The organism is Amycolatopsis sp. VS8301801F10, assembly GCF_046195355.1.
Lineage (GTDB): Bacteria > Actinomycetota > Actinomycetes > Mycobacteriales > Pseudonocardiaceae > Amycolatopsis.
On record NZ_CP176065.1, the window covers coordinates 5,375,511 to 5,387,742 of the forward strand.

Annotated in this window: 10 protein-coding genes and 4 tRNA genes; 6 read left to right on the plus strand and 8 right to left on the minus strand. The window is 70.7% G+C overall.

The genetic code is table 11. The features are described 5' to 3' along the window. The first annotated feature begins 203 nt into the window (after positions 1-203). The gene (gene fgd, locus F9C11_RS25370) at positions 204-1,208 is read left to right on the plus strand and encodes a glucose-6-phosphate dehydrogenase (coenzyme-F420) (RefSeq protein WP_409179854.1); all 1,005 of its coding nucleotides are present in this window, start codon (positions 204-206) and stop codon (positions 1,206-1,208) included. A gap of 381 nt (positions 1,209-1,589) precedes the next feature. Here fgd and F9C11_RS25375 read toward each other — a convergent pair whose 3' ends face one another. Beyond that, positions 1,590-4,043 carry an SdrD B-like domain-containing protein gene (locus tag F9C11_RS25375; protein ID WP_409179855.1) on the minus strand — a complete coding sequence of 818 codons (2,454 nt, stop codon included), beginning with the start codon at positions 4,041-4,043 and terminating at the stop codon, positions 1,590-1,592. A gap of 195 nt (positions 4,044-4,238) precedes the next feature. On the opposite strand from F9C11_RS25375, the gene F9C11_RS25380 reads away from it, so the two are divergent. Beyond that, a complete protein-coding gene (locus F9C11_RS25380; protein WP_409179856.1) occupies positions 4,239-4,967 on the plus strand; it encodes a hypothetical protein in 729 nt (242 codons plus the stop codon). A 39-nt stretch (positions 4,968-5,006) separates the two neighbouring features. Here the strand turns inward: F9C11_RS25380 and F9C11_RS25385 are convergent, their stop codons facing one another. After that, a complete protein-coding gene (locus F9C11_RS25385) occupies positions 5,007-6,311 on the minus strand; it encodes a nitrous oxide reductase family maturation protein NosD (protein ID WP_409179857.1) in 1,305 nt (434 codons plus the stop codon). A 174-nt stretch (positions 6,312-6,485) separates the two neighbouring features. Between F9C11_RS25385 and F9C11_RS25390 the strand changes: the two genes are divergently transcribed. Together F9C11_RS25390 and F9C11_RS25395 are read left to right on the plus strand one after the other, a co-directional pair. Next, complete coding sequence (locus tag F9C11_RS25390; protein ID WP_409179858.1) at positions 6,486-7,607, plus strand: Dyp-type peroxidase; 1,122 nt, start codon at positions 6,486-6,488, stop codon at positions 7,605-7,607. Positions 7,608-7,766: 159 nt separating this feature from the next. After that, on the plus strand, positions 7,767-7,940 hold the full coding sequence (locus F9C11_RS25395) for a hypothetical protein (RefSeq protein WP_409179859.1): 174 nt from the start codon (positions 7,767-7,769) through the stop codon (positions 7,938-7,940). Between the two features lie 637 nt (positions 7,941-8,577). On the opposite strand, the gene F9C11_RS25400 is transcribed toward F9C11_RS25395, so the two are convergent. From F9C11_RS25400 to F9C11_RS25415, 4 genes are all read right to left on the minus strand, one after another. Further along, a tRNA-Val gene (locus F9C11_RS25400) sits at positions 8,578-8,652 on the minus strand. Between the two features lies 1 nt (position 8,653). Further along, a tRNA-Cys gene (locus F9C11_RS25405) sits at positions 8,654-8,724 on the minus strand. 21 nt (positions 8,725-8,745) lie between these two features. Continuing rightward, positions 8,746-8,818, minus strand: a tRNA-Gly gene (locus F9C11_RS25410). A 126-nt stretch (positions 8,819-8,944) separates the two neighbouring features. Continuing rightward, positions 8,945-9,370 carry an SsgA family sporulation/cell division regulator gene (locus F9C11_RS25415; protein ID WP_005159130.1) on the minus strand — a complete coding sequence of 142 codons (426 nt, stop codon included), beginning with the start codon at positions 9,368-9,370 and terminating at the stop codon, positions 8,945-8,947. A 391-nt stretch (positions 9,371-9,761) separates the two neighbouring features. Here F9C11_RS25415 and F9C11_RS25420 point away from each other — a divergent pair. Further along, positions 9,762-9,836 (plus strand) — tRNA-Val (locus F9C11_RS25420). A 50-nt stretch (positions 9,837-9,886) separates the two neighbouring features. Here F9C11_RS25420 and F9C11_RS25425 read toward each other — a convergent pair. Together F9C11_RS25425 and F9C11_RS25430 are read right to left on the minus strand one after the other, a co-directional pair. Further along, a complete protein-coding gene (locus F9C11_RS25425) occupies positions 9,887-10,150 on the minus strand; it encodes a hypothetical protein (RefSeq protein ID WP_409179860.1) in 264 nt (87 codons plus the stop codon). Then, positions 10,147-10,686 (minus strand): RNA polymerase sigma factor, encoded by a 540-nt coding sequence (locus tag F9C11_RS25430; protein WP_409179861.1) that lies wholly within the window; start codon positions 10,684-10,686, stop codon positions 10,147-10,149. Before F9C11_RS25430 ends, F9C11_RS25425 begins: the two co-directional genes overlap by 4 nt. Positions 10,687-11,076: 390 nt before the next feature. Here F9C11_RS25430 and F9C11_RS25435 point away from each other — a divergent pair, with 390 nt between their 5' ends. Beyond that, positions 11,077-11,958, plus strand: coding sequence for a nitroreductase/quinone reductase family protein (locus F9C11_RS25435; RefSeq protein ID WP_409179862.1), 882 nt, complete (start codon positions 11,077-11,079; stop codon positions 11,956-11,958). Positions 11,959-12,232 lie beyond the last annotated feature (274 nt).

A 12,232-nucleotide genomic window follows, 5' to 3' on the forward strand; every position in this document is an offset into this window, starting at 1 on the left:
GCGGTTTGTCCGAACTGGACGCCGCAACCCCGCCGCGCCGGATCGGGATTTCCTGACCAGGCAAGCAAACGCCCTCCCCGGCGAAAGCCGTGTACCAGGCCGCCGAGTGATCGACAGCACACCCGCCTTCGCGAGGCTCGTCCGGGTACGGTTGACAGTGCCACGGAAACCTGCGTGGTTCATGCGGACGGGGAAGGGCGATCGTGGAGCTGAAGGTCGGGTACAAGGCGTCGGCGGAGCAGTTCGGGCCTCGCGAGCTGGTGGAGTTCGCGGTGCGGGCCGAGGAGCTGGGGCTGGACTCGGTGTGGGTGTCGGACCATTTCCTGCCGTGGCGCCACGAGGGCGGCCACGCGCCGTGGGCGCTGGCGTGGATGCCCGCGGTCGCGGAGCGGACCAGCCGGGTGCTGATCGGGACCAGCGTGCTGACGCCGACGTTCCGGTACAACCCGGCGGTGATCGCGCAGGCGTTCGCGACGATGGCGCTGCTGTCGGGCGACCGCGTGATCCTCGGCGCGGGCACCGGCGAGGCGCTGAACGAGATCGCGGTGTCCGGCCGGGAATGGCCGGAGTTCAAGGAGCGGTTCGCCCGGCTGCGCGAGTCGGTGCGGCTGATGCGCGAGCTGTGGAGCAAGGACAACGTCGACTTCGAGGGCGACTACTACCAGCTGGTCAACGCGAAGATCTACGACCGGCCGGAGCGTCCGGTGCCGGTGTACATCGCCGCCGGCGGTCCGGTCGTGGCGAAGTACGCGGGCCGCGCGGGCGACGGCATGATCTGCACCTCCGGCAAGGGCATGGAGCTCTACACGGAGAAGCTGATGCCCGCGATGGCCGAGGGCGCGGCCGCCGCCGAGCGCGACGCGACGAACGTGGACCGGATGATCGAAATCAAGATGTCCTACGACCGCGACCCGGAGAAGGCGCTGGCCAACACGCGGTTCTGGGCGCCGCTGTCGCTGAGCGCGGAGCAGAAGCACACGGTTTCCTCGGCGGAGGAGATGGAGCGGCTGGCCGACGAGCTGCCGATCGAGCAGGTCGCGAAGCGGTGGATCGTCGCGTCCGACCCGGACGAGGCGGTCGCGCAGATCAAGCCGTACCTCGACGCGGGCCTGAACCACCTGGTCTTCCACGGCCCCGGCCACGACCAGGAGCGCTATCTGGGCCAGTTCGCCGAGGACGTGCTGCCGCGGCTGCGCGCGCTGTCCTGACCCGTTTTCCGCGCGAAACCCCCGTCCGGCTCCGGCCGGGCGAGGGCATCGGCGCGCTTTCCGCACGCCGGACGGTTCCGCGAAGTCGAGACGCGATTCTCGCCGGAGTTGCGGGCCGCGGTCCAGCACGGCGTGGGCTGCGCAGATCGGCGAGCACGGTCCGGTGACCGCCCTCGGCGAGCCGGTGACTGAACCAACGGGTCCTGGGCTGACGCGGGTCAGGTGCGCTGCGCGCGCGGAACCTTCCCGTTGCTGTCCGAGCACCGGTCCGTCCACTCCGGACAGTCACCGGCGACCGCGGCACCTCGACCCGGCGTCCTCGCGGAATGGCTGACGCGACAACGGTGACCGAGGCCGGGCGGGCCTCGGTCACCGCGGCGGTCACTGCCGCCGGAACCGCCGTCTCCGGCTCGCCGCCAGGAACGCCGTGCCTCCGGCGACGAGCGCGCCGCCGAGGATCAGCAGCACCGGCAGCAGCGGAATCCCGGTCGAGGCCAGCGAATCCGTGTCCGTCGAGCCCGCCGCGGGCGGGTGGGCGGCCGGGGGAGGGTTCGGGCTGCTCGCCGGGGGCGTGGACGACGAGGGCGGCCCAGGCGGCGGCGGGAGGTAGACCCCGGCGTCGATGGTGTGGTCGACGCCGCCCGCTTCGGCCGGAGCGGTCACCGGCGCGTAGCCGTTGCAGAGCCGTCCGGTCTTGGGCGGCACGACGTTCGAATCGTGCGCCCGGTCCGGTCCGGCGGTCGGGAGCGTGAACCGCAGATCGGTCGCGGGCGGCGTCCCGGGCACGTTGTCCGTCGCCGCGGTGCAGACGTCGAACTGCACGGTGTACTTCTCGCCCGGCTTCAGCTGGTATTCCGCGCCGACGCCGCCGAAGTAGTACTCGCCCGCCTTGTCGGTCCGGGTGGTGGCGACCTTCTTGCCGTCCGCGTCGAGCAGGGTGACCGTCGCCTTGGCGAGCGGGACCTCGTCGGTGCGGTTCGGGTCCTGGATCCCGTTGCGGTCGCCGTCGAACCAGACGAGGTTGCCGATCTGGATGGGCGCGTTCGCCGCCTGGTAGGCGATGTCGCCGAGCCCGCCCGCCTTGCCGAAGCTGTTCGCCGGGCCCACGAACGCGTACCCGTGCTTCGGATTCTCCTGCCCCGGCCCGATGCCGGTGTCGACGTCGTAGTAGCCGACGCCGTCGGAGCTGACGTGCTGCGCCGGGTCCATCTGGGTGCTGATCACCCACTGCTGCTGCGGAATGTAGGCGACCGAACCCTGCGAGGACTCCTGGTGCACGCCGTTGCCGGAGCGGCTCGGATCGTAGAAGTCGCCGGGGAAGTACTCGACGACGCCGGGCGTCTGGTTGCCGTTCGTCTCGGGCCTGCCGTGGTTCGGGCAGGCGCCAGTGCCCTCCCAGTCGTACCCGCCGCCGGGTGCGGCGCAGGCCATGGCGATGTCGCCGCCGGACATGCCGGTGCGGACCGTGTCGTCGGTGGGCCGCGGGTCCTTGCCGGAGCCGAAGACGTCCATGAACCGGTCGCGGAAGCCGAGGATCATCGAGCCGTCGCGGGTGAACGCGAGGCTCGCCAGTTCCGGTTGCGGGTCGATCCCCGCGCCCGTCGTGATGAACTTGTCCCACGAAGCGAACGAGGTGTCCCACGGGTTCCAGTGGTTCATGTTCTCGGTCGGGTTCTGCGCAGTGATCACGTAACCGCGGAGAAAGTCGAGGCCGTGCGTGAGAACGGGCGTGAATTTCGTGCCGTCGTAGGTGTAGACCACGGCTTTCAGGTCCTCGCGCCGCTTCGTGCTCTCCGCCGAGCAGACGCCGCCGACGTACAGTTTCGCGTCGTGCGCCGCGACCGCGAACGGCCGCCAGTCGTTGGGCACGGCGCAGTCCGGATCCGGGATGGGCACGGTCTTGTCCGGTTTCGCGGAGGCCCCGGTCGCGTCGAAGCTCACCAGGCTCCGGGTGCGCAGATTGACCGCGTACAGCGTCTTGCCGTCCTCGGTGAGCGCGATCCCGCCGAGGCTTTCCTTGCCCGGCACGTCCACGAAATGCTGGTCCTTGAGCATGTCGACCGCGCCGTGCTCGGTGACCGCGGTGTCCGGCACCTTCGCGAACAGCTTGGGCGCGCCGCCGTCGAGCGGCGTGGTGTAAATCGCGCCGCCGCCCTCGGGACCGTAAACGGTGAAGCGTTTCGCGAACGCCGACTGGAAAATGCGGCCGCGGTATTTGTCGTACGCCAATCCCCACGTGGTGCCGACCTGCGCCTGGGTGTTCAGCACGGCCGGGCATTCCGAGTCGGCGGGGCAGGTGCCGCGGAATTTCCGGTCGAAGGCGACCAGCGCGCGGCTGTTCGGATCGGGCGCGCTGCCGTCGCTGTTCACCGCCGGGCTCTGCACCGGCACGTAATAGCGGGCGTCGGGCGGCGTGTGGTCGGCCGGGTTCCAGACGCCGGTGACCACCGCAACGTCTTTGCCCTCCCGCAGGTCCACGAACGTCGTGAAACTGTCGAAGTGGTTTTTCTCCGTCGACGCCGGGGCGGCCCGCAAATACGCGCGGTACGGATCCGGAACGGAGACGTCGACGCGGTACCGCCCGCCGGCGAGCGGGGCGGCCGGGGCGACCACGACCTTGCCCGCCGCGTCCGTGCGCCCGCGCACCTGGTGCCCCGCGGAGTCGGTGACCAGCACGGACATCCCCGGCTGCGGGGTGTCCATGGCGGCGTTGACGATGCCGGTGCCGAAGAAATCGCGGAGCACCTGAACGGTCAGAGTGCCGTCCTCGGCGGCCCCGGCGGTGCCGCTCGTCACCGTGAGCGCGCTGCCGCCCAGCACCAGGGCGGCGGCCATGGTCCGGGCCAGCCTGAATCTGCCGCTCGTTCTTCTGCCACCTCGGGTCATGACTGCGGGATCTCCGTTCTCTGCGCGGAATATTCGCGCGGCGTGCCGCAAAGCTGTAACAGTGAATCAGAAAACGGCCTGCCCGGGTACGGCGCCGGGATAAACGGACCGGGTGAATCGACAACCCTGCTACGGTCACTCGCTGTGCTTGGGAAAAGGATCGCGCGCCGCTGGACCGTCCTCGCCGCGGCAATCGCAGTCGCGCTCGGCGCGGGAATATTCTGGTATGCCGCCTCGGGTTCCGCCGATTCCGGGCCGCGGCCGGTCACCGCCGACGAGGCGAGCCGGCTCGCGCTCGCGCGATTCGGCAATTACCGGAAACAGGGCCGGGCGGTGACGATCAGCGTGCCCGGCGCGGCGGGTGAACTCGTGATCACCGGTTCGGCCGATTACCGCGCCAAGGCCGGTTACGGAGTGCTGAAAGGCAAGGGGCGCAACGACTCCGGCAATGGTCTGATCCGGTGGACCGCCGGCCGGATCGAACTGCGCCCGCTGACCGCCGTCCCGGATTTCCCTCCGGCGAATCCGCCGGCGGACGGCTGGTTCGGCCGCCCGCTGAATCCGGCCGCGGGCGCGCTGGACCGGGCGCTGGCCATTCTTCTCGGCCTCGGCAGCGACCGGCCGGACAACGCGCAATTGCTGCCGCAGAACGGCGCCGAATGGGTAGCGGCCGATCAGGTGAACGGGCACGCGGTCGACGTCTTCACCGGCCCGGATTCGCGGGACCGCCCCGGCAGCGCGGAAAAAGTCCGGTACTGGCTCGACGCGGAAGGCGTCATGTACCGGGTGCAGGCCGCGATCCCGGGAGAAACGGATCCGGTCGTCATTTCCTTCGACACTCACGAATTCATCGCGGTTCCGCCGGTTCGCTGATTTTCCCCCCGGAACGCGCGGGAATTCTGCTCGCAGTCCTCAGCCCGCGGCCACCGAGGCCCGGTCTGCCAGCAACGACGCCGCGGGCACCGGGATTTTCTCGACGTCCGGGAACTCCGGCACGGCCGGGACGACCGTGGGCCCCGCCGTGCGCGCGTCCGGAAACTGCGGCTGCACCGGCGGCGCCGCGACCTCGGTGAACGGAATTCCCGCAGGCGGTCTCGCCCTCGTCCATCCGCCCGAAGGCGACTCCGAGGTTCCCGCCGGACAAGCGGCGTTCGCCGCCAACCCCTCCGGAATCGTGTGCACTGCCGCGGAATCAAGGCAGTTTCCGCTGCCTTTCGTCGCGCCGGGGAAGGTCCAGCCGACGTCGATGCCGTTCACCGCGAAGACGTCGCCGACGATCTGGTTGTCCTTCGGCGGCACGTCCTGGGTCGCGGTGAGGACGAGCCCGGCGTTCGGGTTCCCGGCGATCCGGTTGCGCAGCACCAGGTTTCCGCTGCCGCCGTCGATGCCGATCCCGATGCCCCAGCCGCCGTCGGCCTGCTCCGGGGTCGCCGCCTGCCCGTTGGCCGCGACCAGGTTGCCCGCGACCACGGAATCGCGCTGCGGCAGCAGCTTCTCCTGATGGTCGGAGTTGGCGGTGGCCCCGACCCGGTTGCCGACGACGTACATCTCGCCGCTGGCGTTCGTGCCCTCGTACCCGACCGCGTTGAGCTCCGCGACGTTGTCCCGCACCACCGTCCGGCACGGTTTGCATTGGCCCACATAGATTCCGGAATCCGCGCCGCCGGAGGTGTAGGACTGCTCGATCACGCCGTTCTGCGCGGAAAAAGCGTAGATCCCGTACAGGCCATTGCGTGTGGCGGTGACGTGCGAGACCAGGAACGAACTGAGGAAGCCGACCGGCTCGTCGCCGGTGTCGTAACCGCCTCCGCGCCCCGGCAGCCCCGACGCGGCCTTCGCCGAACCGGTCACGAGCACGCCGTTCTGCGTGTGGTTCCGGACGGTCAGGTTCTCCACCGCGACCCCCGGCGCGGACACGACGACGCCGTTGTCCCGCTTCAGCTGCCCGTCGACGACCACCCGTTCCCGCACCTCGCCGCGCAGCGTGACCCGCGGCGTCGTGAGCTTCACCGTTTCGTGGTACTCGCCCGGCGCGACGAGCACGAGATCTCCCGCCTGGGCGAGGGAAACGGCGGCGGAAAGGGTCGGCGCGTCGGCCGGAACGCGGATGGTCACGCCCGTCCCGTCCGGCCGATGCCCTTCGGCGGAGGAAGAACCGCACCCGCTGACCAGCGCCGCGGACAGCCCCAGAATCGCCACCATGGCGGGAAAACGCATGCGGCCAGTCTGGCACGAGCGGCGGATTCCGTTGGGGTGATTGTTGCCCGGCGGCGGCCGTGCGCTTGGTTGGGGAGCGCTGGCTGCGGACCGCCCGGGTCGCCGGGCTGTCCGCCCGCGGGTTCCGCCGAGCCGAATTCGCCTGGCGCGCCGGAATCTGCCACGCTGCCCGTCGTGAATCCCGCTGAGCGCCGCCCGTCCCGCCGCGCTTTCCTCGGGGCGGCCGTGACCGCCGGGCTCGCCGCCGGGTGCCACGCGGCCGCGCCGCCCGACTCCGGACCCGGCCCGATCCCGGCCGCCGGCCCCCAGCAAGCCGGCATCACCACCCCGCGGCAACCACAACCGCATCTGCTGATCGTGTCCGCGGACATTTCCGTTGCGCCAGGCCCTCTTCTCGCCGAATTAGGCCGCCAGATCCTGACCCTGACCGCAGGCACGGACAACCGGCTGCTCGGCTTGCCCCCAGGCGACTTGACCGTGACGGTCGGCGTCGGCCCGAGACTGGTCCAGACCCGCGATCCGCACCTGCCCGGCGCGAAAGACCTCCCGCCGGCCGCGCACGAGACGATCGCCCCATCCGACCGCGGCGGCGATCTCCTGCTGCAGATCTGCGCCAGCGACCCGCTCCTCCCGCCCGTCGCCGCGGCCGCGCTCCTGGCGACCCCAGGCATACGCGAACGCTGGCGGCAATCCGGCGCACGCGGACCGCACGTCCCGGTCTCGGAAGGACAAACCGCGCCGCGGAACGTCCTGGGCTTCGTCGACGGCATCATCGGCCCGCACACGCCCGCCGAGCAGCAGCGCGACCTGTGGCTCGCCGGCCCGCCTCCGGTCGCGGGCGGCACGATCGCCGTCGTCCGGCGCATGACACTGGACGTGACGCGGTTCGCCGCCTTGCCCGCAGCGGCGCAGGAAGCCGTCTTCGGCCGCCGAAGAGACACCGGGATCCCCTTGTCCGGCGGCGTGATCGCCGACGGCCCGGACCTGGGCGCGAAAACCCCGGACGGCCGCTACCTGGTCCCTGCCGACGCACACATCCGCCGCGCACACGCGAACGTCGTCGGAACGGGGCTGATGCTGCGCCGCAGCTACAGCATGGACGCGCCGGCGCCCGGTCTGCTCTTCGTGAGCTTCCAGAACGACCTGCACACGTTCACCGCGACCCTGGCGAGCATGGAAACCTCGGACGCGCTGCTGCCGTTCACCACCACGACCGCGAGCGGAACCTTCCTGATCCTCCCGGGCTTCGCCGAGCACCGGCCGCTGGGCTCGACGCTGTTCCCCATGCCCAACTGATGCTGGGGCGGGTGGGGGGAAGCTCGTTTCCGACGCGCGGCTGCGGCACACGAGTTCGGCGGAGTCCCTGCCCTGGCTGGCCAGGACGGCGACGTTGCTGCGGGCAGGCGCGGACGGCCTGGTCGCCTGGTCGCCAAGGCGGAGGCGGGAAAACGGGCGATGCTGGGCGCCGCCACGGGGCAGGAGCTGCTGGTCGCGGCCTGGCCCGGCGAATGGAGCCAGGACCTCTTCGTCGTGGACGACCTTCCCGCGGCACGGCTTGCCGTCGGTCTCCCGCGCCGAGGGCCGTGCCCTCTGCGAGTCCGGCGCGAGCCGAGACTGGTCACCGGCTGAGCCGCGCGGTTTGTGGGCCCGCTTGGCCGCCTTGCCGGAGCTGCCCGCCGAGGGAAGACCCCGTATTCAGTGCGCGTTGCTCGCCTCGGACGAACTCTCCGATGCCGAACTGCTCGAATCCTTGCCGGAAGTGCAGGCAGCGGGGAGCTCATCAGGTACCTGCGGAGGTTCCGCAGCTCGTCGAGTTGGCTCGAGACGAAGCAGGGGATGCTGTCGCCAACCTGCTCGCCGGCGGATGGGATCCGGTAGCCGCCGCCCGCGCAGGCCGGTGGGCTGACCTCGGCGCGGCCAGCACCTCCGCCAGTCTCGATGCCCTGGTGCGCGCGCCTGTCCGACGAAACCGGGAGGCAGTCGTCGCCCATGTCCTCGGTTCGGAGCCTGCCGGTACGCGGCCTCGAGCGACAGCCCGCCTACGGCCCGCGGCTCGCGGCGAAAGTCGCCGAGCCGATGGCAAGCCTTCGCTGCAGCTTGGGGAGCGCAAACGCAGCCTCGTCGTTGTTCAAGCGGACAGTGGGGTAGCCGCAGCGCAGCCCGAGGCCGGTGCTGCCGGTTTGACCTGCTCTGTCCGAAGAAGGACAACACCCCCGACGAAGAAAGCCCCGCCTCTCCGAAGAGAAGCAGGGCTTCCGGAACGCGATGGTGCGCGATACTGGGATTGAACCAGTGACCTCTTCCGTGTCAGGGAAGCGCTCTCCCGCTGAGCTAATCGCGCGAGGTGGAGACGGGATTCGAACCCGTGTACACGGCTTTGCAGGCCGTTGCCTCGCCTCTCGGCCACTCCACCGCATGGGGCTTGAGCCCTCCGAGCGGACGACGGGATTCGAACCCGCGACCCTCACCTTGGCAAGGTGATGCGCTACCAGCTGCGCTACGTCCGCACTACCGTGGCTTCGGGAACGCGGGCCGGAAGCTCGCACCCCGTCGCCGTGGTGTGAAGAAACCATATCGGACCCCGGCGACCGTCCCGGCACCGGGGGGTTGTTGGCCCGCTTCCGGGCCGGTGATCAGGCAAGATCGTTCGGGATCAGGTGGGTGAGCGCGTCGTCGACGTCGACCCACAGGTGTTCGTTGCCCGGCAGCACGACGTCGTACGTGCGGTCCAGGAAATCGGCCAGCTCCTGCGCGGACGCCTCGAACATGGCGTGCCCGGACGGCGAGTTCAGCTCGATCAGGACCGACTCCGGGTCCTCCACCGAGGGCCGGATGCGGACGTCCCCGTCGCCGGCGTCGGCGAGCAGGCCGTCGGCGAGCAGGTCGCGCGCGTAGACCCATTCGACCCAGCCGGCCCGCCCGGTGCGGAAGGCGGCGACGACGGCATAGGGGTCGCGGGTGTCGTAGCGCAGCTCCACCTTCACCGGAACCGCCGGGGTCCGCGGCGCCAGCAGGTCGAAGACCGCCGTCGAGCGGAGCGTCACGTGATCGTTGCGCATCGTCCTACCCTTCGTCTCCCTTCCCGGCCCGGACGACCGAGGACGACGGTGAGACGCACCAGGGGCCCGGATCCGTCGCGAGTGCGCTCGAGATCACCCGTTCGAGACCGTCTGCCCCGGGGTCCGTCCGGTCCGTCGCCGTCCGTGCCGCGCAGCCTTCAGCGGGCGCCCGGTGGGGAGCCGCCAGTACATCTTGCGCGGTTCGGCCGCTGTGCGATAGCACCGTCGCACGGATGTCGCGGACGGGCGCACGCGCCCCCGCCCGCGAAGGACCTTGGTTAGCTCGGGGTTGTTCGGACCGTATTCGCTGGCAGACGCGCGGTAACCGGATCAAACCACCCGTTTGCAGGCCCCCGAAAGTCGTGGGGTAGGCTGGTTCCGCACCGCGAGCGGGCGATTAGCTCAGCGGGAGAGCGCTTCGTTCACACCGAAGAGGTCACTGGTTCGATCCCAGTATCGCCCACCAGCACCGCCCGACGGCCTGCCGACGATCTTCGCCGGCAGGCCGTCGGCGTGTCAGGAGCCTCCGCGCGACACCCGGCACCGCCCGTCCGCGCAGGTCCGCTCCAGCCGGCCCCGCGACAGCGTCTGCACCAGCCCGATCGCCCAGCACGTCGGGCATCCGCGCAGCGCCAGCACGCCCGCCGGCAGGGCCAGCAGGCTCGCCCACCCGACGACCGGGGCCAGCGCGACCGACGCGGCGATCAGGCCGAAGCCGGCGACGCCACGGGCGAGGTGGACCGGCAGGGACCTGCTGGCGAACGACGGCCGGCCGCTCATCGGTCCTCCTCCGGAAGATCCAGGCGGGCGCGCACGGCGGCGCGGGCGCGGTGCAGCCGCGACTTCATCGCCGCGGTGCTCAGGCCGAGCGCCTTGGCGACGGTCTTTCCCGGCAGGCCCTGGATGTCGCGCAGGATCAGCACGCCGCGCTGGTCGGCGGGCAGCGAAGCGACGGCGGCGGACAGGCGTTCGACCTCCAGCCTGCCCAGCACGTCCTCCTCGGCGGACGGGCCCGCGGTTTCCGGGATCGGCTCGTCGCGCCGCGCCCACGACCGGGCCCGGCGCAGGCATTCGTTGCGCACGATCCGGAACATCCACGACGCGAGCGCGGCCGTCGCCCGCAGCGTGCCGATCTTGCGGAACAGGACGAGCATCGCCTCCTGCGCCGCGTCCTCGGCGTCCTGGCTGCTCGCGCACAACGAGAACGCGAACCGCCGGACGTGCGGGTAGGCGCCGGAGACGAGCACGGCGATCGACGCCTCGTCCCCGTCCCGCGCCGCCGCGACGAGCTGGGCGGCCGGCCAGGATTCAGCCACGCTTCGACCTTCCTCGCGCCCGCAGGAACACCACGCAGCTGCACACCAGAACCGCCGCGACAATGGCAATGATGCCTATGGTCATCGAACCTCTCCTTCCGCGCGTCGGCCTCGTGGCCGCACGACCATAAGATCGCCGGGCCCGGCGAAAGGATTCAGCCTTCGCCGCACGACGCCCGGGGGAGTTGTGCTAACTTGGCCGTGCGCCCCGTATGGGCCTACGCATGGAGGTAGCGGCTAACCAGCCAGCACAGAGATCGGGCTCTCCGTCTCTCGCAGTTCCGCGGATCCGTCGACCGGATCGCTGCGCCATGCCTGTGCCCGCGGGGGTCTTTTCGCGTCCTGATCCTGTGCTCGACTCCTCCTTTCCGCGAAACCGAAAGGAAATGTGTGAGCAACGATTTTTCCCGCCGCCTGATCGCCGAGTTCCGCGCGAACGGCGGCGAGCTGGGCGGCATGTTCCAGGGCTGGTCGCTGGCGGTGCTGACGACGACCGGCGCGAAGACCGGGCTCCGCCGCGAGGTGCTCCTCGGCTATCTGGAGCTCGACGGCAACGGCGTGGTGGTCGCGTCGGCGAACGGTGCGGACCGCAATCCCGCCTGGTACCACAACATCCGGCGGAATCCGCGGGTGACCGTCGAGACCGGCAGCGACACTTATCCGGCGATGGCGGCCATTCCGCGAGGAGCCGCGTACGAAAAGCTTTTCGCGCGAGTGGTCGAGAAAGCTCCCGGCTACGGCGATTATCAGGCGAAGACGACCCGCGAGATTCCGGTGGTCGTATTGCACCGGATCGACGAGCGGGTCAAAGGCATGGGCGATTGGCTCGTCGAAGTGCACCAATGGTTTCGCGGCGAGCTGCGGGCGCTGCGCGAGCAGGCGGACGCCGTCGTCGGCGGCAGTGCGACCGCGATCGTCCGGCCGGAACCGGATTTGGCTCAGCAGATGCGCGCCCGCTGCCTCAGCTTCTGCACCGCGCTGCGGCGGCATCACGGCGGCGAGGATTCGGTGGTGTTCCCGGCGCTGGCCGAGCAGTTCCCCGCGCTCGCTCCGGTCGTCGAACAGCTCGCCGCGCAGCACCACGTGGTGGCGCGGCTGCAGGATGCGATCCGGGAGCTGGTCGACGGCTTCGTCCCGGGCGAATCCGACCCGGTCCGGCTGCGGGCCGAGCTGGAAAGGCTCGCCGGGGAGCTGGAGGCGCACTTCGGCTTCGAAGAGCGAGCCGTGGTGACCGCGCTCAACGCGACCGCCGCGGCGCCGCCGACGGCCTGAGCCGGACGCCGGCCCGGCTCCGGCGTCCACTGTGGATCCTGTTGCGGGAAGAACACGGCGCCAGTCCGCGAGAAAGGTGCGGAGCGGCTCCGATCCCCGGCCGTTCGGATGGTTCAGACCACCCGAACGGCCGCAAACCGGGCGCCGCCGCGCATTCCGCCGTGGAATGCGCGCCCGGCAAGGGAAATCGGCGGTTCGGCGGAGAGCTTCTGCCCGAACGGCGGTGGGGGCGGGCGCGGGCGCCGCCGCTGACCCGTGCGGGGGAGCTGATTCG